General features: G+C 47.6%; 18 protein-coding genes. 13 read left to right on the top strand and 5 right to left on the bottom strand.

The annotated features are described in order from the left end of the window. Window positions 1–45 precede the first annotated feature (45 nt). Both EXY25_RS04460 and EXY25_RS04455 read left to right on the top strand, forming a co-directional pair. The gene (locus EXY25_RS04460) at window positions 46–543 is read left to right on the top strand and encodes a SixA phosphatase family protein (RefSeq protein WP_130565851.1); all 498 of its coding nucleotides are present in this window, start codon (window positions 46–48) and stop codon (window positions 541–543) included. A 25-nt stretch (window positions 544–568) separates the two neighbouring features. After that, window positions 569–1861, top strand: a complete 1293-nt coding sequence (locus tag EXY25_RS04455) for a CinA family nicotinamide mononucleotide deamidase-related protein (protein WP_130566053.1) — start codon at window positions 569–571, stop codon at window positions 1859–1861. A gap of 74 nt (window positions 1862–1935) precedes the next feature. On the opposite strand, the gene EXY25_RS04450 is transcribed toward EXY25_RS04455, so the two are convergent. Beyond that, complete coding sequence (locus tag EXY25_RS04450) at window positions 1936–3771, bottom strand: M2 family metallopeptidase (RefSeq protein ID WP_130565850.1); 1836 nt, start codon at window positions 3769–3771, stop codon at window positions 1936–1938. 355 nt (window positions 3772–4126) lie between these two features. Here EXY25_RS04450 and psrA point away from each other — a divergent pair, with 355 nt between their 5' ends. Then, window positions 4127–4801 (top strand): TetR family transcriptional repressor PsrA, encoded by a 675-nt coding sequence (gene psrA, locus EXY25_RS04445; RefSeq protein WP_114338083.1) that lies wholly within the window; start codon window positions 4127–4129, stop codon window positions 4799–4801. A gap of 4 nt (window positions 4802–4805) precedes the next feature. Next, complete coding sequence (locus tag EXY25_RS04440; protein ID WP_130565849.1) at window positions 4806–7127, top strand: acyl-CoA dehydrogenase; 2322 nt, start codon at window positions 4806–4808, stop codon at window positions 7125–7127. Between the two features lie 76 nt (window positions 7128–7203). Here the strand turns inward: EXY25_RS04440 and pyk are convergent, their stop codons facing one another. Together pyk and EXY25_RS04430 are read right to left on the bottom strand one after the other, a co-directional pair. Then, a complete protein-coding gene (pyk, locus tag EXY25_RS04435) occupies window positions 7204–8637 on the bottom strand; it encodes a pyruvate kinase (RefSeq protein ID WP_114338006.1) in 1434 nt (477 codons plus the stop codon). A gap of 149 nt (window positions 8638–8786) precedes the next feature. Continuing rightward, a complete protein-coding gene (locus EXY25_RS04430; RefSeq protein WP_114338007.1) occupies window positions 8787–9641 on the bottom strand; it encodes a MurR/RpiR family transcriptional regulator in 855 nt (284 codons plus the stop codon). Between the two features lie 310 nt (window positions 9642–9951). Here EXY25_RS04430 and zwf point away from each other — a divergent pair, with 310 nt between their 5' ends. Continuing rightward, on the top strand, window positions 9952–11418 hold the full coding sequence (zwf, locus tag EXY25_RS04425; RefSeq protein ID WP_114338008.1) for a glucose-6-phosphate dehydrogenase: 1467 nt from the start codon (window positions 9952–9954) through the stop codon (window positions 11416–11418). Between the two features lie 131 nt (window positions 11419–11549). After that, a complete protein-coding gene (locus tag EXY25_RS04420; RefSeq protein ID WP_130565848.1) occupies window positions 11550–12512 on the top strand; it encodes a glucokinase in 963 nt (320 codons plus the stop codon). Between the two features lie 231 nt (window positions 12513–12743). On the opposite strand, the gene gap is transcribed toward EXY25_RS04420, so the two are convergent. Then, complete coding sequence (gap, locus tag EXY25_RS04415) at window positions 12744–13739, bottom strand: type I glyceraldehyde-3-phosphate dehydrogenase (protein ID WP_114338010.1); 996 nt, start codon at window positions 13737–13739, stop codon at window positions 12744–12746. Window positions 13740–14048: 309 nt separating this feature from the next. Between gap and malQ the strand changes: the two genes are divergently transcribed. The 7 genes from malQ (at window position 14049) to msrB (ending at window position 24638) form a co-directional block, all read left to right on the top strand. Then, window positions 14049–16250, top strand: a complete 2202-nt coding sequence (malQ, locus tag EXY25_RS04410; RefSeq protein ID WP_130565847.1) for a 4-alpha-glucanotransferase — start codon at window positions 14049–14051, stop codon at window positions 16248–16250. 14 nt (window positions 16251–16264) lie between these two features. Continuing rightward, window positions 16265–17458 (top strand): DUF4032 domain-containing protein, encoded by a 1194-nt coding sequence (locus EXY25_RS04405; protein WP_114338012.1) that lies wholly within the window; start codon window positions 16265–16267, stop codon window positions 17456–17458. 34 nt (window positions 17459–17492) lie between these two features. Beyond that, a complete protein-coding gene (glgB, locus tag EXY25_RS04400) occupies window positions 17493–19685 on the top strand; it encodes a 1,4-alpha-glucan branching protein GlgB (RefSeq protein WP_114338013.1) in 2193 nt (730 codons plus the stop codon). Between the two features lie 59 nt (window positions 19686–19744). After that, complete coding sequence (glgX, locus tag EXY25_RS04395; protein WP_246019496.1) at window positions 19745–21859, top strand: glycogen debranching protein GlgX; 2115 nt, start codon at window positions 19745–19747, stop codon at window positions 21857–21859. Between the two features lie 68 nt (window positions 21860–21927). Next, window positions 21928–23457 carry an NADP-dependent phosphogluconate dehydrogenase gene (gene gndA, locus EXY25_RS04390; RefSeq protein ID WP_130565846.1) on the top strand — a complete coding sequence of 510 codons (1530 nt, stop codon included), beginning with the start codon at window positions 21928–21930 and terminating at the stop codon, window positions 23455–23457. 108 nt (window positions 23458–23565) lie between these two features. Further along, window positions 23566–24261, top strand: a complete 696-nt coding sequence (locus tag EXY25_RS04385) for a pyrimidine dimer DNA glycosylase/endonuclease V (RefSeq protein WP_130565845.1) — start codon at window positions 23566–23568, stop codon at window positions 24259–24261. Continuing rightward, window positions 24240–24638 (top strand): peptide-methionine (R)-S-oxide reductase MsrB, encoded by a 399-nt coding sequence (gene msrB, locus EXY25_RS04380; RefSeq protein ID WP_130566051.1) that lies wholly within the window; start codon window positions 24240–24242, stop codon window positions 24636–24638. The genes EXY25_RS04385 and msrB overlap by 22 nt, the downstream gene beginning before the upstream one ends. A gap of 3 nt (window positions 24639–24641) precedes the next feature. Here the strand turns inward: msrB and EXY25_RS04375 are convergent, their stop codons facing one another. Then, complete coding sequence (locus tag EXY25_RS04375; RefSeq protein WP_165419259.1) at window positions 24642–25445, bottom strand: DUF2989 domain-containing protein; 804 nt, start codon at window positions 25443–25445, stop codon at window positions 24642–24644. Window positions 25446–25573 lie beyond the last annotated feature (128 nt).

Here is a 25573-nt window from a genome sequence, read left to right as displayed (position 1 = left end):
TTTGCTTGGATATAAGCTGATATGGGGTTGTTCGAAAGGTGAGCTGTGAAACGTTTAATGCTAATCCGGCATGGAAAGTCTTCGTGGACTCTCGACGCTATTGGTGATCTGCTGCGGCCGTTAAATAGCCGTGGCTATAGTAACCTTGATGTGATGGTGGGGCGAAATATCTTGAGAGATAACACCCCTGATCATATCTGTTGCAGCCATGCGGTGAGAGCTTATTCAACAGCACTTGGGCTTTGTCACGGCTTGTCTATTACTATCGACAAGCTCAGTATATGCCCCTGGATATACACCGCCGCAGCCAATGAATTTTTATCACGAATGCAGTCTTATTGGGGAGATAATGAGCTGATATGGCTAATAGGTCATAATCCCACCTTGGAAAGTTTAGTCGCACAGCTGGTTCCTAATTGCAGTGTGAAGATGCCGACCTTATGCTGTGTACTGCTTGAATACGATGAAACAAGCGGCGTTTGGCATTTGCTTGATGCGGATTGTCCGAAAAGCAATTTTGTGTTTTCCCAAGTCTCTGAATGATCGGAGCTGTTTTAGAAGAGGAATGATGGATCAATTACGTATCGCGATGATCAGTACTGGCGATGAAGTATTGCAAGGGGATATTGTTGATACTAACGCCGCTTGGCTTAGTCAGTTACTGAATGACCATGGTTTGCAGATGAGTTGGCGATTAACCGTGGCCGATGATCTGGAAGCGCTGCAGCAGGCCTTTCTCTATGCTAGCCAACATGCCGAGGTAGTGATAGTCAATGGTGGTCTTGGACCAACAACGGATGATCTTAGTGCCGAAGCAGCAAGCCTTGCTTTGAATGAGCCCTTGGTTGAATTTGTTGACTGGACCCGCGTGATGGAGTCCCGTTATGCTCAGCGGGGACGGGTAATGCCAGAAAGTAATCGTAAGCAGGCGATGCTGCCTGGTTGTGCCCAGTTAATTGATAATCCGGTTGGTAGCGCTTGTGGCTTTCGCTTTCCTTTGGGTAGTGCTGAGTTATTCTTTACGCCGGGAGTGCCATCTGAATTCAAGTATATGGTTGAGCATTTTATTCTGCCTGTATTACAAGATATTGCCAGGTCAGAGGCGCCAACTATTGAGCGCTGGCTGACTTTTGGTTTAAGTGAATCTAAGCTCAGTGACGCTTTAAATCCTATCAAGTTGCCTGCCGGTGCGGTGCTTGGTTATCGGTCGGCAATGCCATCGATAGAAGTGAAGTTGAAATACAAGGCGGGTTCACCGCAACCAGATATTGCGTCGGCCAAGCAACAGATTACGGATCTGCTTGGGGAAAACCTGTTTTGCCATCATAACCAGGGGTTCGCCGCAGAGATCCAGCGTTTGATGTTGCGCCATGGTAAAACCTTATCTCTCGCGGAGTCGTGTACTGGCGGTATGGTCGCTGCGCAATTGGTAGAGCAAAGCGGTAGCTCTGCTTATTTTTTACGGGGCTATGTGACCTATTCGAATAGCGCTAAATCTGAAGACCTAGGCATACCTGAAGCCCTTATTGAGCAGCATGGTGCGGTGTCACTTGAAGTGGCAGAAGCGATGGCTAAGGGAGCGAGAAAACAAGCACGTACCGACTTTGCCGTTGCCGTCACAGGTATTGCCGGCCCCGATGGCGGAAGTGAACAAAAGCCTGTTGGGACCGTTGGTTTCTCCTTAGCAACCTCTCATGGCTGTTACAGCCAAATGTTGCGTTTACCGAATCGTGGTCGCACTTTGATCAGAGAAATCGCAGCGGCGATGGCGTTAGATATGTTACGTCGGTTTCTTAACGGCGAAACGGTATTAGGTGACTATGAGTTTATTCAGCGGGTAGAGGAGAGGAGACCCGGCTAACGCATTATGAGAGACACGACTTAGTAAAAAAACGGCCCGCAAGGGCCGTTCCTGTTTATATGGTGTAGATGTCGTTACCAACCACACTGACGACCAATGTTTTGCTGATCAAGCCAGGTTTTTAGGGGAGCGAAATAGTCTAGGATCGCTGTTGCGTCCATCTGCTTACTGCCAGTGACGATCTCCAAGGCCTCAGGCCAAGGTTTGCTTGCGCCCATGGCTAACATCGCATTGAGTTTTTCGCCGACCTCTTTGTTGCCGTATATCGTGCAGCGGTGAATTGGTCCTTCATTACCCGCCATTTCACATAAGGAACGATGAAATTGGAACTGCAGGATATGTGCGAGGAAATATCGCGCGTATGGTGTATTGCCGGGAACATGATATTTGGCACCAGGATCGAATGCATTCTCATCTCGCGAGATAGGCGCCTTTACGCCCTGATACTCTTCACGTAACTGCCACCATGCTTGGTTATACTGTTGTGGCGATACTTCACCTGAAAAGACCTGCCAACGCCACTTATCAACCAGCAAACCGAATGGGAGAAATGCCACTTTATCCATCGCCATCTTCATCAGCAGGCCAAGATCTTTATCCGCGCTGGGTATCTCTTCCGCGGTGAGTAAGCCAGTTTGACGCAGATACTCTGGGGTAACGCTTAACGCAATAGTGTCCCCAATGGCTTCGTGGAAGCCATCGTTCGCACTGTTTTGGAATAGCGTTGATTGCTCTTTGTATGCACGTTGGTAGAAGTTGTGTCCCAACTCATGGTGAATAACCGCATATTCTTCACCTGTTTTCTGGATACACATTTTAATGCGAATATCCTCTTGGTCGTCCAGATCCCAGGCAGACGCATGGCAAACTACATCACGATCAGCAGGCTGGGTGAATAGCGAACGTTGCCAGAACGTATCAGGCAGCGGCTCAAAACCTAGAGAAGTAAAAAAGCGCTCGGCCCCTTCAACCATTTTTAACTCGTCGTAGCCGTGGACAGCGAGCTGCGTGGTGAGGTCGAAGCCTGGATCGGCATCTTCAGGTGCTGCGATATTGTAGATGTTGCCCCAGGTTTGCGCCCACATATTACCTAGTAAGTGCGCTGGGATAGGTTGATCGGGGGATACTAAGTCTGTGCCATAGGTTTCACCTAGTTTCGCTCGAACATGACAGTGTAGTGCTTCGTATAGCGGTTTAACTTGTCCCCATAGACGATCCATCTCTACTGAAAAGTCTGTCGGTGACATATCGTAGTTACTGCGCCACATCGTCCCTAAGTCGTTAAAACCTAACGCCTTGGCACCTTCATTAGCCAAGGAAACCTGGCGCTCATATAAAGGCTTCATTGGAGGTGATACGTCGCGCCAGCCTTGCCACAGAGCAAGTAGTTCGTCGGCATCACGTGAGCTAGCCATGATGTTGCTCATTTCAGGTAAAGTCAGGCAGTTGTCTGCGCTGAGACAATATTTTCCTTTGCCATACATGCCATTGAGATCCGCAGCCAGTTTCGCTAACTCGGCATTTTTGTCTGCATCAACCGGGGCGGGGAGTACGATGGAAAATTTTAATATATCGAGTTTGCGCCGGGTTGAGGCAGCTAGGTCAATGCCATCAAATTTAGCAGCCTCATGGGCCAGCCGCACTTGCGCCGCGGTATAACGGCTATTTGCGTCAGCAGCTAATGAAGCGGTGTCTTCAGTAATAAAGTTTTGGTAGATCCATTCAGCTCGATATAGCTCTTTGCGTAATGTCGCCAATTCATCTTCGGCATTGATAAGGAAGGATGCAGCAAGTGAAGCGGGATCGATCTCTATCTGCTTAGGCTCGACAGCTTGCTCTCCGCATGCTGCCAGTGCACTGGCCAGTGTGATCGCGAGTAAACCCCGGCGAAATTTCTCTGGGTTTGACATGTTTAGTCCTATTTTTATTTTATCTAAGGTCCCTGGAGTGGACGCAGACATGTTAGAGAAGGCAAGCAGATAAAAAAAGACCCAGCAGTAAGCGACAGAACAGTTTGCTGGGCCCAGGGAGAGATATTGTGCGTAAAAAGTAATTTACGTAAAACATTGGATGCCTTTCAGCGCCTTTAGTTCCGGAAATTAGCAAATATTCTCAGTGCGTTTATATGCGTAATAAGTGCATGGAAAACCGGTTGTTATTACTGATTTATCTTGGTGAGCAAAGTTCTGGTCAGATCAGTCGCTTGACACGCGCACGGCTTAAACATACATTTGAAACAACTGTTTGAATTCGGGGTTGGTATTAGTGCGGCTTGATACGAAAACAAGAATTTTAGATGAAGCAGAACTGCTGTTTGCAGAGCGCGGCTTCTCCGATACGTCGTTAAGACTGATCACCACGCGAGCTGAAGTCAATTTGGCCTCAGTTAATTATCATTTTGGCTCAAAAAAGGCGCTGATCCGTGCAGTTTTGGAGCGTTATCTCCAAACATTTATGCCAGCTCTTGATGAAGCGCTTAGCAACTTGCTTAAACAGCAACGGCGCCCTGAAATGACCGAGGTGTTTGAGGCGTTTGTTGAGCCCTTGCTGCTATTAAATGGTATTAGGGAGAAGGGCACAACGTTGTTTATGCAGTTGCTAGGTAGAGGCTATAGCGACACGCAGGGGCACTTGCGTTGGTATTTGATTGCTAATCACGGCGCAGTGATTGAAAGGATCAGTGAAGCGGTGCGCGCCGCGTATCCGGAGTTGTCTGCCAGTGATCTGTTTTGGCGTCTGCATTTCACCCTTGGTACGGTTATTTTTACGATGGCGTCGCAACAAGCTTTGAGCGAAATATCAGATGCTGATTTTAATCAGTCTGTTGATATCGAAGATGTCATTCGACGGGTTATACCCTATATCGCAGCTGGGGTGAGTGCTCCTATTCCAACGAATCTTCGTAATGAAGATAACCACGTTACTTTTTTGAAGGTCTGAAGTCATGTCAATTCTACTACTCATCATTATCGCCATTGCTGTGGTGCTTGGCGTGCCCGATTTTCGTAAGCAATTAGTTACTCGGCCTGTTTTCCGGGTTTTTAAACGTATCTTGCCACCCATGTCGACCACCGAGCGTGAGGCGATGGAGGCCGGTGATGTTTGGTGGGATGCAGAGCTGTTTAAAGGTAAGCCTGATTGGCGACAGCTGCACAATTACCCGAAACCTTCGTTAAATGACGAAGAGCGCGCGTTTTTGGACAACCAAGTTGAGACCTTGCTGGCGATGCTCGATGACTACAGCATTGTTCATGAGCAAAAAGATCTGCCACAAGATGTTTGGGATTATCTTAAGCAAGAGGGCTTTTTTGCACTGATCATTCCCAAGTCATTCGGTGGTCGTGAATTCTCTGCGATAGCCAATTCTACTATTGTTTCAAAGATTGCATCACGTAGTTTGAGTGCCGCGGTGACAGTGATGGTGCCGAACTCGTTAGGCCCTGGTGAGTTATTGATGCACTACGGCACACAGCAACAGAAAGAGCGCTGGTTGCCAACCTTGGCTGATGGCCGTGACGTGCCATGCTTTGCGTTAACCGGTCCGGAAGCTGGTTCTGATGCGGGTTCTATTCCTGATTTAGGTATCGTTTGTAAGGGTGAGTTTGAAGGTAAAGAAACCTTAGGAATTATGCTCAACTGGAATAAGCGATACATCACCTTGGCACCGGTGGCGACGGTATTAGGTTTGGCATTTAAGTTAAGAGATCCCGATGGTCTAATGGGCGATCAGGAAGATCTTGGTATCACTTGTGCTTTGATCCCAACAGATCATCCTGGTGTTGAAACTGGACGCCGCCATAATCCGTTAGCATTGGCCTTTATGAATGGTCCGACAACGGGTAAAGATGTGTTTATTCCCCTTGATTGGATCATCGGTGGGCCAGATTACGCAGGCCGGGGTTGGCGTATGTTGGTTGAGTGCCTATCCGCTGGGCGTGGTATCTCTTTGCCTGCCTTGAGCGCCGCTTCAGGCCATCTGGCTGCGAAAATGACCAGTGCTTACGCTTATGTTCGCCGCCAATTTGGGATGTCGATCGGTCGCTTTGAAGGTATCCAAGAGCCGTTGGCGCGTATTGGCGCGTTTGCTTATAGTCTCGAAGCACATCGCCGAATGACTGCGGGGGCGATTGATTTGAACATTAGTCCGTCGGTTATTACCGCTATCTCTAAGTATCATATGACGGAGATGGCGCGAAAAGTGGTAGATGACGCCATGGATATCCATGCGGGTAAGGGCATACAGATGGGGCCTTTGAACTACCTCGGTAATGCCTATATGGGGATCCCGATTTCGATTACGGTGGAAGGGGCGAATATTCTGACCCGGAATCTGATGATCTTTGGTCAGGGGGCGACGCGTTGCCATCCTTATGTCTTCGCTGAAATGGAGGCCGCAGCTAACCCTGATGAAGGGGAAGGGTTAAATCAGTTTGATGGTTTGCTGGTAAAACACGTTGCTTACGCAGCGGGTAATTTCACACGGGCAGTGTGGCAAGGCATAACCGGGGCGCGTTTCAATGCTTCACCGGTGGCCGGAGAGACCAGCCGCTACTATCGTGATCTGACCCGCATGAGTACCGGCTTGGCTGTGGTGTCCGACATGGCGATGTTGGTACTCGGCGGTGAGCTTAAACGTCGGGAGATGATATCTGCTAGGTTGGGCGATATTCTTAGCCATCTGTACATGGCATCAGCGACATTGAAACGGTTCGAAGAAGATGGGCATCAGGTCAGTGATCTGCCGTTCGTGCATTACTGTTTGCAGCACCATCTGCATGCGATCGGTGTTGCATTTGATGGTTTCTTCGCTAATTTTAGTAACCCGATATTATCGACCATCTTGAAGCGCATTATTTTCCCTTGGGGGATCCGTTACAAGGCGCCGAAGGATAAAGTGGCTACGCAGATATGTAGCTCAATGCTCAAGCCTGGCGTGTTAAGAGAGCGCTTATCCCACCTTTGCTATGTCGGTGCCGGTGAGGACGACGCAACGGGCGTAATGGAACGTGCCTTTGTCGCTATGTTTGAATCTCAGTCTTTGGAAAAGCGTCTTGGTAAAGCGCAGCGCGCTGGACGTCTACCTAAGCGGATACCATTTGCTGAATTAATCGAGCATGCGTTTGCCGCCAAACTGATTGATGACAAGGAAGCGGCACAGTTACGGGAAGCGGAAGCACTGCGTTACCATGCTATTCAGGTTGATAGCTTCAATGAGATGGGCGCTACGCAATCTCCAGCTGTTCCATTTAATGCAGACGCCGCTTAGCTCTTGCGGTTGTTCAATAGATAAAAAGAAGGCCGGTCTGAGACCGGCCTTCTTTTTGTTGAAAAGTTAAACCGAATTAAGCGGTCAAAATCTTCATTGTATTGGTGCTTCCCGATGTATTGGCGATATCACCTTTGGTCATAATGACCAGATCTCCAGGCTCGAGTAGACCGCGCTCTAGCAGTGTATCGAGTGCTCCACGTACCAAGGTGTTTTCATCATGCTGTGCCATATCAAATGCTACTGGCTTAACACCACGGTAGAGCGCCATCACGTTGAGTGCAGCTGAGTGGCGGCTCATGCCATAAATAGGCAAATTAGAGGTAATACGGGACATAATGAGTGGTGTACGGCCGCTGTCTGTCAGAGCGACAATCGCTTTGACGCCTTCCATATGATTCGCAGCGTACATAGCAGACATCGCCGCGGTTTCTTGAGAATTTGTAAAAATCTCATTGATACGGTGACGACTAACGTTTACTCGAGGATGTTTTTCGGCGCCGATACAGACGTTAGACATCGCTGTGACTGTCTCTTCCGGGAACTTACCGGCGGCCGTTTCGGCAGAAAGCATTACGGCGTCTGTGCCATCAAGAACGGCATTGGCGACGTCCATCACTTCTGCACGAGTTGGCATCGGGTTTTCAATCATCGATTCCATCATCTGCGTTGCGGTGATCACCGTACGGTCGAGTGCACGAGCTCTGGATATCATCCGTTTTTGGCAGCCCACCAGTTCAGGATCACCGATTTCAACACCGAGATCACCACGGGCAACCATGACACAGTCTGAGGCAAGAATAACGTCATCTAGCGCTTCTTCTGTGGCAACCACTTCAGCCCGCTCTACTTTTGCCACCATATGCGCTTTTAAACCGGCCGCTTCGGCCAGTTCTCGAGCGTAATTCATATCTGCACCTGAACGCGGGAAGGATACCGCGAGGTAATCAACACCGATCTTGGCTGCAGTGACGATATCGGCCTTATCTTTATCGGTAAGAGCGGCAGCAGATAATCCACCCCCTTTCTTGTTGATACCCTTATTGTTGGATAGAGGACCGGCTACTGTGACGACAGTGTGTACTTTGTTTCCTTCGACGAGCGTGACTTCCAGCTGGACGCGGCCATCATCTAATAGCAGCAGATCGCCCGCGGTAACATCTTGAGGTAGTTCTTTGTAATCGAGTCCTACAGCCTCTTTGTTACCTTCACCCTTAGGCAGATCACTGTCTAAGGTAAATTTGTCGCCGATAGTTAAATGGATCTTACCCTCTTTGAAGGTTGACACACGGATCTTCGGGCCTTGCAAATCACCTAGTATTGCCACATAGCGGCCGAGTTTTTTGGCTATCGCACGGACGTCATCGGCACGTTTGATATGATCTTCAGGACTACCGTGAGAGAAATTCATTCGAACAACATTGGCGCCTGCACGGATAATTTTTTCCAGGTTGCCGTCACGGTCTGTTGCTGGACCAAGTGTCGTTACGATTTTTGTTCGTCTAAGCATTGAAGGCTCCGAGATAACTGGTCAAGAGTACGTGGTGAATAATGGGGCAAAACACCATGAGATGATTTGCCCTTAGCCGTTAGCACAGTATAGATGTAAAGAAATTACAATTTTGTGCTGCGGTGGAATTGTTTATGAAAGATAGTAGGTTAATCGTATTCAGCTTTGTTAAAGCGAGATTGTTTCAGGCTCTCTTTCACTTTACGTAGATTGTCTCTGAATCGAGGGCCGCGGCGCAAAGTAAAGCCTGTTGCTAATACGTCAACTAAACAGAGCTGTGCCAATCTGGATGCCATTGGCATATAGATGTCCGTATCTTCCGGTACATCCATAGCAAGGATCAGGTTGGCTTCTTGTGCCAAGGGGGAGTCTTTGCTTGTAATGGCGATAACTGTGGCACCGCTTTCTCTGGCCAGCTGGGCTAACTCAACCAGGCTCTTCGTGCGCCCAGTGTGTGAAATCAGCACAATAACATCACCTTCGGCACTGTTAATGCAGCTCATACGTTGCATCAGTACATCTTCGAAGAAGACCACAGGAACGTTAAAGCGGAAAAATTTATTGGTTGCATCATGTGCAACACTGGCTGACGCGCCCAAACCAAAAAACGATATCTTGTTGGCTTGGGTTAAGATATCCACTGCGCGGTTAATCTGCGTTGCATCTAAGCTATTGCGAGCCGTATCTAGGCTGGCCATGGCAGTTTCGAAAATTTTTGAGGTGTAGGCGTCAGGCCCATCGCTCTCTTCAACGTGACGGTTAACGTATGGGGTGCCGTTGGCCAAACTTTGCGCCAGATGGAGCTTAAAGTCGGGGAAGCCTTTTGTGTCCAAGCGTCGGCAGAAACGATTGACTGTTGGCTCGCTGACATCAGCCAGTTTCGCCAGTGCTGCGATGCTGGAATGGATAGCGGTTTGTGGGGCCGCCAAAATAACTTCTGCTACTTTGCGTTCTGATTTGCTAAAGCCGTTTAAATTTTTGGAGATTTTTTCAAGGGTGTTCATACGTTATCAGCCATGTTGGGCCTATCGGCGTCGCTCATTAATTAATGTTTAGAATGAGAGCGACAAGCTTTAAAGTTTTTTTCTTACAAAAATGAAACTCTCTGTAACTCGCTCACTATAGGAATTTATAGGCATTTGGCGCTACTGCTAGGCACGTGTTGTTTGATCACTGTCAAACAACTTTGACTGTTTGGGGTAAATTTACGACAACAAAATTTTCATTTTGCTCGTAAAAAGCAGGAATCTCACAGTGAATTTAATCTAAAATACGCCGTCGAAACTAAGAATAAGAAATAATCTAGGAGCATCAATGACCTTAGCCCAACCCGATCAGCCTGTAGACTTGGTGCTGTTCGGTGCCCGTGGAGATCTGGTTCGCCGCAAATTGCTGCCGGCGTTGTACCAGTTAGAAAAGGCCAATGCTATTGCGACAGATACCCGTATTGTGGGCGTGACACGTGGCGATTATAGTCGTGAACAGTACGTAGAGCTGGTTCATGATGCGCTTTCAGAGTTTATGAAAGAATCGATAGACGATGAGGTGTGGTCGCGTTTTCGTGTCCGTTTACATTATCTTAAGATCGATCTGACTAACCTCGCTGATTATGACCAGTTTAAAGCGTTTCTCGATCATGAAAAACGCGTAATGGTGAACTATTTTGCGGTGCCGCCGTCCGTGTTTGGGGAGATTTCGAAAGGACTGCATACGTCTGGATCCATCGGTGCTTCTACACGTGTCGTGGTAGAAAAGCCGATAGGTCATGACCTCGAGTCATCAAAAGAGATAAACGATGCGGTGGCGGCCTATTTTGATGAATCGCAGATATATCGTATTGATCACTATCTAGGTAAGGAAACCGTTCTTAATTTACTGTCGCTGCGCTTTGCCAATTCATTGCTGACGACCAACTGGGATCACAATACCATTGACCATGTGCAGATCACGGTAGCAGAAGAGGTCGGGATTGAAGGGCGCTGGGGTTATTTTGATCAAGCTGGTCAAATGCGGGACATGATCCAAAATCACCTCCTGCAAGTGCTATCTTTAATTGCGATGGAGCCGCCAGCAGATCTTGATGCAGAGAGTATCAGAACAGAAAAGCTGAAGGTGTTAAAAGCGCTCCGCCCGATCACCGCGCGAGATGTGGACGAGAAAACCGTCAGAGGCCAATATGGTCGCGGCTTTTTGCGCGGAAAACCTGTGCCTGGATACCTGGAAGAGGCAGGCGCAAATGCGGATTCAGCGACGGAGACATTTGTTGCGGTTAGAGCTGACATCGATAACTGGCGCTGGGCAGGTGTTCCTTTCTATCTGCGTACCGGTAAGCGTATGCCAGGTAAGCTCAGTGAAATCGTGATCCAATTTAAAGAATTACCGCATCATATTTTTAGTAATTATGACCATGTACCAGCGAATAAGCTCACCATCCGTTTACAACCGGATGAAGGTGTTGAGTTGAAGATGATGAACAAAGTGCCGGGTTTGGATGCGCGAATGAAGTTGCAACAAACGACACTTGATCTCTCTTTTTCTGAAACCTTTAAAGACGAACGTATCGCTGACGCTTATGAACGTTTATTGCTGGAAGCGATGATGGGGAATCAAACCCTATTCGTTTGTCGGCAGGAAGTTGAGGAAGCGTGGAAGTGGGTGGATGGTATTATTGATGCATGGCAGTTGAGTAGTGATGCTCCTAGGAGTTATCAGGCAGGCTCGTGGGGGCCTTGTACTGCCATTGGGCTGATGACTAAGGATGGTCGAGCCTGGAACGAATAAATGAAGCGACCGACCTGTTTGTTGATGCAGGTCGGTCTTTTTTTCGCTTAGATCCGTTTTGATCTGGGCTTCAAAATTTTTGACCTGATATAGCTACAGGTTTTTACATTAGATCAGAGGAAAACTGCAACATGGCAGAGCAATACTTGGGCCTGATCGCCGACGTCGGCGGAACGAATATTCGATTGCAATTGGTTGATCTGGCGACGGGTACACGTAGCGAATTACGCAAATACCTATGTGCTAATTACCCCACCATTGTTGATGCCATTCAGCAATATCTAACGGATGCTGGTCAACCGCCAGTGACCCATGCTTGCATTGCTATCGCATGCCCAACGAATAACGATTGGATAGCGATGACCAACCATAGCTGGGCGTTTTCGGTGAAAGAAACACAAGCGACTCTGGGATGGCATGCACTGCATCTGATCAATGATTACACAGCCATCTCAATGTCGTTGCCACATTTGACTGACGAACAAAAAGTTCAGGTGGGTGGTGTTGAGGCCAAGTCAGGCGCACCTATTGCGGTATTCGGACCAGGCACCGGCTTGGGGGTTGCGCATTTGGTACAGCATGACAACTTCTGGATGAGTTTGCCTGGCGAGGGCGGTCATGTAGATTTTGCTCCTATTGATGAGATAGATGCGCACATATTGGCATTTTTGAGTAAAAAATATGAGCACGTCTCAGTTGAGCAGCTATTGTCCGGTCCAGGCATTGTGCAGATGTATCAGGCTATCGCTGATATGAAAGGTGAGGCTGCTGTGTTCACTGATGCTGCAGAAATCAGTCAAGCCGGTATCGATGGTAGCTGTGCTGTCGCCCAATTAACTATGGAGCAGTTCTGCCGTGTTATGGGTAGTTTTGGTGGCAACTTGGCTCTCAACTTAGGTGCTTTTGGTGGTGTATTTATTGCTGGTGGTATTGTGCCGCGATTCATCGAGTTTTTGAAAGCCAGTGAGTATCGTCAGCGCTTTGAAGCGAAAGGGCGTTTCCGAGAGTTTAATGCTGGGATCCCGACGTTTGTCGTGACGGAAGAGCAGCCTGGCTTAGTTGGTGCCGCGGCCTATCTAATGCAAACTGTATAATTCTCTCTGAAACAGTTTGGGCTTGACTGAACCTCCGGTTAAGCCCACTCATCCAAGTTTAGTTTTTCTCTCGGCTTAGTTCACTTCCTCCTTCGTTTAGCCGTCCGGCCTCATCAAGTCAAAGTTATAGGGATCGCGTGTAAGAAACGTTGATGCTGAAGATCGCCAATGCTTGATTAACAGGCAATAAAAAACCGCGCTGTAGCGCGGTTTTTAGTCTGGAAGGGATGCTTACTTAGTGATGTGAGCAGCCAGGTCCAGAACCTTGTTTGAATAACCGATTTCGTTGTCGTACCAAGATACAACTTTTACGAACTTGTCGGTCAGAGCAACACCAGCTTTCGCATCGAATACTGAAGTCTGTACTTCACCGATGAAGTCTTGAGATACAACCTGATCTTCTGTGTAACCCAGAACACCTTTCAGAGCACCTTCAGAAGCTTCTTTCATCGCAGCACAGATCTGCTCGTAAGTTGCAGCTTCTTTCAGGTTAACAGTCAGGTCAACAACTGAAACGTTAGCAGTTGGGACGCGGAATGCCATACCAGTCAACTTGCCGTTCAGTTCTGGAAGAACAACGCCTACAGCTTTAGCTGCACCAGTTGAAGATGGGATGATGTTCTGAGAAGCACCACGACCACCGCGCCAGTCTTTCGCAGAAGGACCGTCAACAGTTTTCTGAGTAGCAGTAGTAGCGTGAACAGTAGTCATCAGACCGCTTTCAATGCCCCACTTGTCGTTCAGTACTTTAGCAACAGGTGCCAAGCAGTTAGTAGTACAAGAAGCGTTAGAAACGATGTCTTGGCCAGCGTAAGATTCGTGGTTAACACCCATTACGAACATTGGCGTAGCATCTTTAGAAGGACCAGTCAGAACAACTTTCTTGGCGCCAGCTGTGATGTGCTTACGAGCTGTTTCGTCAGTCAGGAAGATACCAGTTGCTTCAGCAACAACATCAACACCGATATCACCCCAAGCCAGAGCTTCAGGATCACGCTCAGCAGTAACACGAACAGTCTTACCGTTAACGATAAGGTTGCCACCTTCTACTTCTACGGTACCGTTGAAACGACCGTGAGTTGAGTCGTACTTCAGCATGTAAGCCATGTAGTCAACATCGATTAAGTCGTTGATGCCAACAACTTCGATGTCATTGCGCTCACAAGCAGCACGAAATACGAAACGACCGATACGTCCAAACCCATTAATACCGACTTTGATAGTCATAGAAATATTCCTAAACAGTTCAGGGGATAAAATTTGGTAGTAAAATTACAAAAAGCAGTCCCATCGTCAAGTAAATCAGCGTTTTTTGTTGCGCTGAGTCAAGTTTGACAATGAAATATAATTACACCTTTAAGTTGTAGCGATTAATATAGCGACCTAACTATAGACTATTGATCTGTGTTGGCTAGGTTCGACAAAACAAAAATCTCCTTGGTTTTTACGTTGGCACATAAGGCCAAGCCGATTTAGACTTACCCGTATATTTTTAACCGGCCGTTCGGTTCGACAATCAACAAAAAGGTTTGTTCGATGAATCAGGAACTTATTGAAAAGCTCTCGTTACTCAGAGGGGTTGAATCCAATTATGTGGATGCTTGGGGTAACCCCGCCACCGTTGATGCAAGCAGTAAAGCAGCGCTTTTATCTGCGATGGGGTATGCGACGGAGGATGACGCTAAGTTAGAGCAACAGTATCAAGCGAACCTCGCGTCGGTTTGGCAGAACATGCTGCCAAAGGTATTGGTTGTACGTAAGTCGGAAAGCTATCCGCTTGAATTACATCTGCCTATTGATGATTTGAAAGTGCCAGTGAACTGGACCTTAGAACTCGAAGAAGGTGAAAAGCTTAAAGGTACCTTCACACCGCTTGATGGTCAGCTGGTTGGCTCAGAAACGATTGAAGGCGTTGAATACAAGGCGCTTAAGGTATTTTTGAAATTAGATGCCCCAATCGGTTATCACACCTTAGTTTTACGTAATGCAAAACGTAAAAAGCTGGCTGATACACGTTTCATTATTGCGCCACAGGCTTCTTTCATTCCTAATGAAATTGCATCTGGCAAGAAGGTCTGGGGCCCTAGCGTCCAGATGTATTGCCTGCGTAGTCAGCGCAACTGGGGTATTGGTGATTTCACCGATTTAACCTATTTGGTAGAGAATGTCGCCAAGGGCGGCGGTGATTTTGTCGGCTTGAACCCTATTCACGCGCTCTATCCAAACAATCCAGAAAGTGCTAGCCCCTATAGCCCATCTTCTCGTCGTTGGCTCAACGTGGTTTATATCGACGTCGAAGCAACACCTGAATATAACGCCAGCTCAGAAGCTCAGGCATTGGTTAATAGCAATGACTTCCAGTGGCGTCTAGGCGAATTACGCGGCAAAGATTGGGTTGATTACACTGGCGTCACTCAGTTAAAGCTTAAAGCCCTCCGTTTGGTCTTCAATACTTTCAAAGAAACAGTGCTGGGCAGCGGTAATGAACGTGAGCAGGCGTTCCAAGCCTTTGTCGCAGAGGGTGGCGAAAACCTGAGAGAGCAGGCGTTATACGATGCTCTGCAGGAGTATTTCTACGCCGACGGTATCAATGCATGGGGATGGCCGAGTTGGCCTGAAGAGTTCAACGAGTACCATAAGCCCGCCGTTGCTAAGTGGGCTAAAGCGAACCCTGATGAATTGAATTTCTACCTCTATTTACAGTTCTTGGCTGATGAACAGCTTGCGGCTGTTGATGAAAAGGCCAAAGGCCTTGGTATGGCGATGGGCTTGTATCGCGATTTGGCCGTTGGTGTTAGTGAAGGTAGTACTGAGATTTGGGCAAACCGTGATCTATATATCGCTGGTGCCGCGGTTGGCGCTCCACCTGATGTACTGGGTCCTTTAGGTCAAAACTGGGGTCTACCACCGATGGATCCTGGTAAGCTGATTGAGCAACAATATCAGCCTATGATCGATCTGTTCCGCTCTAATATGCGCTCATGTGGTGCGCTTCGAATCGACCACGTGATGGCTTTATTGCGCTTGTGGATGATCCCAGCTGGTAAAGACGCGAAGGGTGGGGCATATGTTTACTACAACATTCAAGATCTGCTCGGTATCTTGGCATTAGAAAGCCACCGCAATCATTGCGCTATTATTGGTGAAGATTTGGGTACTGTGCCTGATGGTATCAGTGAGACCCTGCAAGAAAATGGTGTGCATTCATATCGAGTGTTCTTCTTCGAGCAAGCTGAAGATGGCGGATTTATCTCGCCTAATCACTATCCTGTGCAGGCGATGGCTACGTTAACGACACACGATATGCCGACACTGATTGGTTTCTGGCATTGCGATGATCTGAAGTTAGGTAAAGAGTTGGGTCTTTACCCAGACGATAATGTACTGCAGACACTTTACAACGATCGTCATGAAAGTAAGCAGAAGATCTTGGATAGCCTGAAAGGACATCAGTCGCTGCCAGACTACATCTCGAACGATGTGAACTGGGTCGGTATGACCAGAGACCTGAACTATGGAATGCAAGTTCATATGGCGAAGGGAAGTTCTTCACTTCTCAGTTTACAGTTAGAAGACTGGTTAGAGATGGATAAGCCGGTTAACGTACCTGGAACAAGTACTGAGTATCCAAATTGGCGTCGTAAGCTCAGCAAAGATCTAGACAAGTTGTTTGCAGAGCATGATGTACAAGAGCTCATGAGCAAGCTGTCAGATGCGCGCCGTGGAGCCAGCAACTAAGGAAATTTAATCGCTTGCGATTACAACAGATAGCACCCCAGGAATATCCTCTGGATCTGGGGTTGCCATGGGACCAGCCCCTTGAGGGCTGGCCCGAACATCTCCTTGTCGAGATGGCCAGAGGTATTTCTCGTAACGTCGTTCGATTTATTCGCTGTAGAGAGCGTATCTACGCAGTAAAAGAGATAAACGAGAAGTTAGCGAAGCATGAATTTCAATTTCTTCGTGACCTGCAGGAGATGGATGCCCCTTCCGTCAAGCCTGTTGCGTTAGTGACTGAGCGCAGCGGTAAACCGAATTACGCTCTCGTCGTCACCCACTATTTAGATTTTTCTCAACCCTATCGCATCATGATGGCAGAGCAGCCATGGCATATCAGCTATGATGTGTTAATAGACGCAATGGCAGAGCTGTTTGTTTGGCTTCATCTTCAAGGTGTCTTTTGGGGGGATTGCTCCCTTTCTAATACTCTTTTTCGCCGAGATGCGGGCCGTCTCGCGGCTTATTTTGTTGATGCAGAAACGGCCGTTTCCTATGACCGGATTTCTGACGGTCAGAGAGAGCTGGATTTGATGATTGCCCAAACCAATGTTGCTGGTGAATTGATGGATCTTGAAGCTGGCTTTGGTTTGCCTGGCGGTGTTGATCCGATCAAAGTGACAGAAGACATTTTGTCGAAATATCATAAGCTTTGGTCAGAAGTTAACCAGCAAATTGAGTTTGGTGCCGAAGAACAGTACCAAGTCGAGCGTCGAATACAGAGATTGCATGATCTTGGTTACGATGTTGAAGAAATAGAGTTTGTTACCAGCGGTGAAAACGATAGGCTAAGATTACTGACAAAAGTCGTTGAACCTGGACACCATATTCGCAGACTGGAATCGTTAGTCGGAATAAAAGTTCAGGCAAATCAGGCAAGGCGCTTGCTGCATGAAATTACCCGTTTTATGCATCAATATAATCATCGGCGTGAAGAGCGCGGTAAAGATAAAGTGTCTGAAATGGTGGCGGCACATATCTGGTATGAAGAAGAGTACCTCTACATTTTGGATATGTTTCCCGACGAATATCGATCGCGAGATGACGATGCTGAGCTATATCATCAGTTACTCGAACATCGTTGGTATGAATCAGAAAACCGTAAGCAGGACATAGGTATGAGAGAGGCTGTGCGCTCTTTTATTGCAAATGTTCTGGAAAAGACCTAGGAAAGTACGCCCAATAAGAGGAACAGGTTTACAGATGCTTATTCAACAGTTACAGCAGGCTCGCTGCGTTAACCCTTTTGAAGAACTTGGTTTGAAGCCTGATCCTGATGGAAAGGGCATGTTACTGAGAGTGTGGCTACCTAATGCCGTCAAAGTCGTTGCCAAGGAACTCTCGACCGATAAGTCGCTGGGTGAAATGACAGTCGTACATGAAGATGGTCTTTTTGAATTGGCGATGCCACGTCGGAAAAAGTTCTTCTTTTACAAACTCGATGTCACCACTGACAGTGGCGAATACACTAATGTTTACCCTTACCAATTTCAGGAAGTAGCTTACGCTGAGATTGGCGAAGCTTATTCGACGCCTGAAGCCCATTATAATCGTATGGGTGCCCACCCCATGGATGTTGATGTCGGCGGTGGCAAAAGTGTTCACGGCGTGCGTTTTGCCGTGTATGCACCAAACGCATCCAGCGTATCTTTGATTGGTGAATTCAATTATTGGGACGGGCGCTGTCACCCTATGCAGCAGACAACGAACGGATGCTGGGTGCTGTTTGTGCCGGAGATTGATGCTGGCTACAAATATAAGTACGAGATTAAAGATCCGTTAGGCAATCGTCTGCCCCATAAAGCTGATCCTGTTGGCTTCTATGCGGAGCAATACCCATCGCATTCTTCTGTTGTTTATGATCATGATGCTTATCAATGGAATGACCAACAGTGGATAGAGGACAACCTCGATGATAAGCGTTTTCGTCCATTGTCTATCTATGAAGTACACCTGGGTTCATGGCGGCAGAAAGTTGAAGCTGATGGTCGCGCTCGTTCGTTAACCTATCGTGAGCTTGCCGAGTATTTGATCCCGTATGTGAAAGATATGGGCTTTACCCATATTGAAGTGCTTCCTGTTTCTGAGCATCCATTCTCTGGTTCCTGGGGGTATCAACCAGTCGGGCTATTCGCCCCGACATCGCGTTTTGGTACACCTGATGATTTTAAGTATCTTGTTGATCAGTGCCACCAGAATGGTATTGGCGTGATCGTTGACTGGGTGCCTGCACACTTCCCTGAAGATAGCCATGGTTTGGCTCGTTTCGATGGGACGCATCTTTATGAATATGCGGATCCACGCAAGGGTTGGCATCCAGATTGGAATTCATGCATTTATGATTTTGGTCGTGATCATGTTCGCCAGTTTTTGATCTCTAATGCGCTTTTCTGGCTGGAAAAATTCCATGTTGATGGCCTGCGTGTCGACGCCGTCGCATCGATGCTTTATCTGGATTACTCCCGTAACGCCGGCGAATGGATCCCTAATGTTGATGGTGGCAACCACAACTACGAAGCGATTAGCTTGCTGAAGTGGTTCAACGAAGAAGTTTATAAGAAGTATCCTCACGCCATGACATTGGCTGAAGAGTCAACGGCTTTCGCCGGGGTTTCGCGCCCAACTTTCGAAGGCGGGCTGGGCTTTGGCTTTAAATGGAATATGGGTTGGATGCATGACAGTCTGCATTACATCAGCAAGGATCCAGCTTATCGCAAGTATCACCATGGTGAGCTGACCTTCTCAATGGTTTATGCCTACGATGAGAATTTTGTATTGCCTTTGTCCCATGATGAAGTGGTGCATGGTAAGGGCAGTATTTTGCGGAAAATGCCAGGTGATGAGTGGCAGGCTGCGGCGAATATGCGCGCTTATATGGCCTTCATGTACGCCCACCCGGGTAAAAAACTCAATTTTATGGGTAATGAACTTGGCCAGGCTGAAGAGTGGAATCATGACAGTTCTGTGCAGTGGCACCTACTGGACTATCCAAAGCACAGCGGTATTCAAAATCTATTTAGAGATTTGAACCATGCTTACCGTGATACGCCAGCTATGTATGAGCTGGACACTAGTCATGAAGGCTTTGAATGGGTGGACCATGAAGATGCCGATAACAGCATCGTGTCATTTATCCGTAAAGCGAAATCGATAGATGAAGATGTGATTGTTATTTCTAACTTCACTCCAATTCCTCGTGATGGTTACCGTTTGGGAGTTAATCTGCCCGGCCGATACCAGGTTATTGTCAATAGTGATAGCGAGTATTACTGGGGTAGTAACTACGATTGTGGGGAATTTTTCGAAACAGAAGAGATGCCGTGGCATGGTCGTGAACAATCTCTGATGATTAACTTGCCAGCACTGTCTACACTTTATCTGAAAAGGGTAAAGTAAAATAACTCGCAGTATTGAGGCCACCCTAGGGTGGCCTTTTTTATTTTGGGGAGGCGAATATGGATATGGCCGCTAAACGATCTAAAGATACAAAGGCGTGCTTGTCGACAATGACGACAGGGGTGCCGCAGCCGTTAGGAAGCTCGTTGCAACAGAATGGTTGCAACTTCTCTGTGTATGCTCCGGATGCTGAAAAGGTTGAATTGTGTCTGTTTAACGAGGCGGAAGAGGAGGTTTGTCGCCTCTCCATGCCTGGTAAAACAGGCGCTTTCTGGCATGGTTTTGTGCCCGGACTATTGGCCGGAGCACTATACGGTTATCGCGTGCATGGTCCAGATAATCCCAAACCCGGCACTGCTTTTGATGGCACCAAGTTGCTTATCGATCCTTATGCCAAGGAGCTTAATCGCCCAGTCATTTGGCATCCAGATCTGTATCAGGGTGACAGTCAATTTATGGTGCCCAAAGGGGTTGTCATTAATGATGATTTTGACTGGCAAGGCGTTAGCAAACCCAGGATCGCAGACCATGAGCGGATATTGTACGAGTTGCATGTAAAAGGTTTTACCAGGCTAAAATCCAAGTTACCTAAATTACAACGTGGTACCTATTTAGGTTTGGCTCACGCGGAAACTTTAAAGTACCTAAAGTCGCTAGGGGTAACCTCATTACAGCTGATGCCAGTGGCGAGCTATATGAGTGAGCCAAGGTTGCAGGAGATGGGGTTAAGCAATTTCTGGGGTTACAACACGATTAACTTTTTCGCTCCTGATGCCAGGTATGCTGCGGATAGTCCGGTGGTTGAGTTTAAGACCATGGTTCGTGAGCTGCATAGAAAGGGGATAGAAGTAATACTGGATGTTGTCTTTAATCATACCGCTGAAGGGGGTGTAGGGGGGCCAACCATCTCCTTTAGAGGGCTTGATAATCGTGGTTTTTATCTGTTTGAGCACCAGCACGGTGAGCCCGATTATGAACGTAGTGTCAACAACACGGGATGTGGTAATAGCGTTAATTTCGATAATCCCGAAACCCTGACCATGGTGCTTAACGCCTTACGTTATTGGGCGACAGAGATGCAGGTTGACGGTTTTCGTTTTGATTTGGCGGTCAGTTTGGCCAGAGAGCATGGTCAATACAAACACAGCTCCGCCTTTTTTAAAGCTATTTATCAAGATCCTGTATTAAGTGAATGTGTGCTGATTGCTGAGCCTTGGGATATAGGGGAGGGGGGATACCAGCTCGGTCAGTTCCCCGAGCCTTGGCTGGAATGTAACGATCGTTATCGCGATACGCTACGCGCCTTTTGGCGCGGAGATGCTGGTTATATTGGCGACTTCGCCACTCGGGTTGCAGGCTCTAGGGATATTTTTTGTAAAGGCGTCAGGCCTGTCAATGCGTCAGTGAATTTCATTACTTATCACGATGGTTTTACCCTCGAAGATACCGTTTCTTATGCTGAACGGCATAACTTGGCTAATGGCGAGAACAACCGTGATGGTCATAGCCATAATTTGTCATGCAATCATGGTGTTGAAGGTGAGACAGACAAAGCCGATGTATTAGCCGCGAGGCAGCAACACAAACGCAATTTGTTGGCTTCGTTACTGCTTTCTGTCGGCACGCCGCACCTACTTGCGGGCGATGAAATCGGTAGAACACAACAGGGCAATAACAACGCTTATTGCCAAGATAATGCGCTTAACTGGCTAGATTGGCGCTTGATTGACGAACAGGGCTCATTATTGCGTTATGTGCGTAAATTGATCCAGTTGCGGAAAAAATTACCGATACTGACGGCGCTTAACCTGCACGATGATCACTATTGGCACAACAGCTATGGGCATGAACTGCATTGGCATAAACCCGAAGGGGGGCTGCTGCATGAAGCCGATTGGCATGAGCCTGCCAATTGTGTGTTGGGGTTAGAGGTATTTGATCACGGCAATACGCATCACCCTGATACACAACGCATATTTCTAATGTTTAATGGCAGCCAATATCCGATCAGCTTTTTATTAATCGAGTTACCTAAAGGTCAGTATTGGTATCGAACGTTGGATACGGCTTCGGATGAGGGCTTAGCAAACAACCGGAGGATCCGCGCGCAACGCTATCTTTTACAGCCGCACTCCATCTCTTTACTGGAAAGGAGATTTATCAACGGCAGTTGAGTCTATATAATCGACCCTCTTTTGCCGACATCAACCGCTTTACCGGTCCTAAACAAGGAACTTTTTGCATGAGCGATCAACAACCACTTTGCGATATAGGCTTTATCGGCTTAGGCGTGATGGGGAAAAACCTAGTTCTAAACCTCGCTGACAATGGCTACAAAGTAGCTGCATTTGACCTTGATAAAGATAAGGTTGATGCAGTGCTGGCGGCAGAAGCATCGGAAAGAGCTGAGGGGATCGAGCAAAGGGTCTTTGGTTGTTCAGAGATGAACGAGCTGGTGACGAGGGTGAAAAAGCCCCATCTATTCATTCTGTCGGTGCCAGCCGGAGAAGCTGTCGATCGTGTTTGTAGTGCGCTGCTCGCTGCAGGTGTTGGTGCCGAAGATGTCATCATCGATACTGGCAACAGCTTATGGACTGATACGGTTCGGCGCGAAGCTAGCTATCGCGGTCAATTTGTGTTTTTCAGTACCGCAGTGTCTGGTGGCGAAGTCGGGGCTCGTTTTGGTCCGTCGTTGATGCCTAGTGGTGATAAGAAAGCTTGGGCGATGATTGAACCGGTACTAGAAGCGATCTCTGCCAAAGTGGACGCCAATAGCGGATTACCGCTGGAGCGCACCCAGCCGGGTCAAGTGATCACTGAAGGTGAGCCTTGTGCAACCTACATTGGACCTGCAGGCGCGGGCCATTATGTGAAGATGGTGCACAATGGTATTGAATATGCGGATATGCAGTTAATTTGTGAAGCTTACCACCTGCTCCGTGATGCTCTGGGCATGACTGCTAAAGAGATTGGTGAGATTTTTCAGACTTGGGACAAAGGTGTCCTAAATAGCTATCTGATGGAGATCAGTGCAGAGGTATTGCTGCAGGACGATCCGGAGACGGGTGCGCCTTTGGTTGAAATGATCCTGGATAAAGCGGGTCAAAAGGGCACAGGGTTGTGGACCGCTGTCAGTAGCTTAGAGCAAGGTACGCCAGCCCCCACCATCACTCAGGCTGTATTTGCTCGAGCTTTGAGTACGTTGAAGTCTGAACGTGTCGCAGCAGCAGAGGTGTTGCAAGGACCGAAGAGTGAACCGGTATCTGAAGCGGAAAAGCAGGCTTTTATTGAGTCACTCCATGACGCCCTATATTGCTCAAAGATCTGTGCTTATGCGCAGGGATTTGCATTGATGGCGTCAGCGTCTGACGAACACGATTGGGGCCTGGATTTTGCTGCAATCGCTAAGATCTGGCGGGCGGGGTGCATTATTCGGGCAGTATTCTTGCAGTCAATCACGCAAGCGTATCAGGCCAAACCTAAGCTAGCTAACTTGCTGTTAGATCCTTTCTTTCAACAACAGGTTGAGCAAAAGCAGATGAATTGGCGTCGAACCGTTGCTAAGGCGACGTTGATGGGCATACCTTGTCCGGCGTTTAGTTCTGCTATTAGCTATTTTGATTCTTATCGTACCGCGGTACTGCCAGCGAACTTACTACAGGGGCAGCGTGACTTTTTCGGTGCGCATACATTTGAGCGGACGGATAAACCGAGTGGAGAAAAATTCCACCTTAACTGGTCCAGCCCTGCACGGGATCTGACGCAAGTTTAGCGGCTAGATAATTGAAAAAAGGAGGGCTAACTTTAAAAGTTAGCCCTTTTTCTTTGCGCATCATATGAATAACGCTACCATTTCGAAGAGTCTCTACAGGTAGTGATAATGAAGATTTGGGATATTAATCCGGGCTATTTAGGTCGTCAGCAGTTGTTAACAGAACACACTGAGCTGCACTCTCTTGCGCAAGTGATTGAGTCGCAACTCGATGGTGTTGGAAAAATGAACTCAGCGGTGTTGCGTTGGGCTTACCATCCGGCGGCGGTCGCCCTTCGTCACGCTATCGTGGTTGAAGAGATGAAAATGCGCGATATCGAGCATAAAACGCCTATCGCCGTGCCGTCCACTGCCTGTGAGTGGCCGGCATTAGAGGGGGATTGGACTGCTGCTACGCAATATGCGGAGTTGGCAGATAAAGGTGTTGCGGGGCGGATCCCTTTGCCAATGTCTTCCGTACAGTTATGGGAGCAACATGCTTACTCGGTGATGGCTCGCGATTTACCGTTATTTAAAGAGTTACAGTCCCAGGTTGAGAGTAAAGCTATTGCCTTTGATGAATTAGCTGATCTATTGGTGGAGACATTGCGACGCCCGTGTCATCAACATCATTGGGACAAAGTCGTCATGGGTATGTGGGAGCCTTGTTTAGCGGCTTCTGAAGCATTTGACTATCGTTCCAGCTTTGGACGTCCCGATCGATTGCTTCGCGGTATACAATATTTGTCGGCTCAGTATCAATGGCCAGAACTTTGGCAAGCAACAGCACTGACAGAACTAGCATGTGCAGTGAGGGTGAATTAGTGAGTGATGGTGAAAAATGGCGGGAGCAGTTAACGCCAGAACAGTTTGCAGTTTGTTGGGAAAAAGGCACAGAGCGCCCATTTAGCGGTGCATTGCTGCATAACTCCGAAACGGGGATTTACCACTGTGTTTGCTGCAATAGTGCGCTATTTGACTCAACATCTAAGTTCGACGCGGGTTGCGGTTGGCCAAGTTTCGATAAGGCGTTAGAGGGAGCGGTACGATATGAACGTGATAAGACCCACGCGATGATCCGTACCGAGATATTATGCAGTCAATGTGGATCCCATCTGGGTCATGTGTTTGATGATGGTCCCCAGCCTACCGGTCAGCGTTATTGTGTTAACTCGCTGTCTTTGGATTTTGCGAAGGGGTAAAGGTTAAATTTTGGGTTCCGGCAGGCTAAATTTCCCCTCTTTTAGGGTGTCGTAAATCTCTTCTGCTCTTTGATCTAGTGCTCTGCGTTGCTCTGTGTTGACCCTTAAATATCTACTGTTTGCTTCGATATCTATAGATTCAACCTCAGCCAGTTCGCCTATCTTCATCCATAGGTAGGCGAGTTCATTTTTCCGTTGCTGGGTAAAAATGGTCGCTAACATAGTGATGATGCTGGCTTGGTATTTTGATTCCCCTTGGCTCAGGTAAAGCGCCTTGTATAGCTTGTTAACTGCGACTTGTGGCTCGCTCTTGCTATATGCGCTTGCGAGGCGCATTTGCATGTCAGTGCGCTCTAGCAAGCCTTTTGCATCTTGCTCTAACAAAAGTTGATGCGCTTTCTTATCACCGTGTCTGCTCCAGTGGTAATAGAGTAGATCGGAAGTTGTATCCCCTTCGGTTTCTGCACTAACTTTCTCTATCTGTGCCAGTGCCGCGAGATAACCATTGACCCGCTGTGTCGTCTGCTCTTTGTTATTACTGTGCTGGATCTGTGAGGCGCGCTCGATACAGTCTCGATAATCTTCTAGATGCATCAATAGTTGGTATTTATTGTCACCTGAGGGAGAGACTTGGACTTGATAGCGCTGCTTAATGAGATCGGCGCGCTCATATCTACACCAGCCGTCCTTATTGAGGTCGTCACATAGTTCTGGGAATTTTTTGCATATGCCCCTTACACTCCCTAAGTCCTCACAGGAAGAAAGTAGCATTACGCAAGCGATGACTAAAAACTGACGAAAATACATGGCGACTCCGAGCTGAATACGCCGCAACATTATGGCATATCAACTCTAAGTAATTGTTAATGTTTTCCTTACTTAGGAACCTATTCTGTTAACTAAGGTCAATTATGTTTCAACAACGAACAATTATT

The organism is Corallincola spongiicola (assembly GCF_004284785.1).
Lineage (GTDB): Bacteria > Pseudomonadota > Gammaproteobacteria > Enterobacterales > Neiellaceae > Corallincola > Corallincola holothuriorum.
This window is presented reverse-complemented; position numbering and strand designations above follow the sequence as displayed.

Coding starts and splice junctions, on each gene's coding strand:
- EXY25_RS04455 (WP_130566053.1), top strand. CDS start 569: ATGGATCAATTACGTATCGCGATGATCAGTACTGGCGATGAAGTATTG.
- EXY25_RS04450 (WP_130565850.1), bottom strand. CDS start 3,771: ATGTCAAACCCAGAGAAATTTCGCCGGGGTTTACTCGCGATCACACTG.
- EXY25_RS04440 (WP_130565849.1), top strand. CDS start 4,806: ATGTCAATTCTACTACTCATCATTATCGCCATTGCTGTGGTGCTTGGC.
- pyk (WP_114338006.1), bottom strand. CDS start 8,637: ATGCTTAGACGAACAAAAATCGTAACGACACTTGGTCCAGCAACAGAC.
- EXY25_RS04430 (WP_114338007.1), bottom strand. CDS start 9,641: ATGAACACCCTTGAAAAAATCTCCAAAAATTTAAACGGCTTTAGCAAA.
- zwf (WP_114338008.1), top strand. CDS start 9,952: ATGACCTTAGCCCAACCCGATCAGCCTGTAGACTTGGTGCTGTTCGGT.
- EXY25_RS04420 (WP_130565848.1), top strand. CDS start 11,550: ATGGCAGAGCAATACTTGGGCCTGATCGCCGACGTCGGCGGAACGAAT.
- gap (WP_114338010.1), bottom strand. CDS start 13,739: ATGACTATCAAAGTCGGTATTAATGGGTTTGGACGTATCGGTCGTTTC.
- malQ (WP_130565847.1), top strand. CDS start 14,049: ATGAATCAGGAACTTATTGAAAAGCTCTCGTTACTCAGAGGGGTTGAA.
- glgB (WP_114338013.1), top strand. CDS start 17,493: ATGCTTATTCAACAGTTACAGCAGGCTCGCTGCGTTAACCCTTTTGAA.
- glgX (WP_246019496.1), top strand. CDS start 19,745: ATGGATATGGCCGCTAAACGATCTAAAGATACAAAGGCGTGCTTGTCG.
- gndA (WP_130565846.1), top strand. CDS start 21,928: ATGAGCGATCAACAACCACTTTGCGATATAGGCTTTATCGGCTTAGGC.
- EXY25_RS04385 (WP_130565845.1), top strand. CDS start 23,566: ATGAAGATTTGGGATATTAATCCGGGCTATTTAGGTCGTCAGCAGTTG.
- msrB (WP_130566051.1), top strand. CDS start 24,240: ATGTGCAGTGAGGGTGAATTAGTGAGTGATGGTGAAAAATGGCGGGAG.
- EXY25_RS04375 (WP_165419259.1), bottom strand. CDS start 25,445: ATGTATTTTCGTCAGTTTTTAGTCATCGCTTGCGTAATGCTACTTTCT.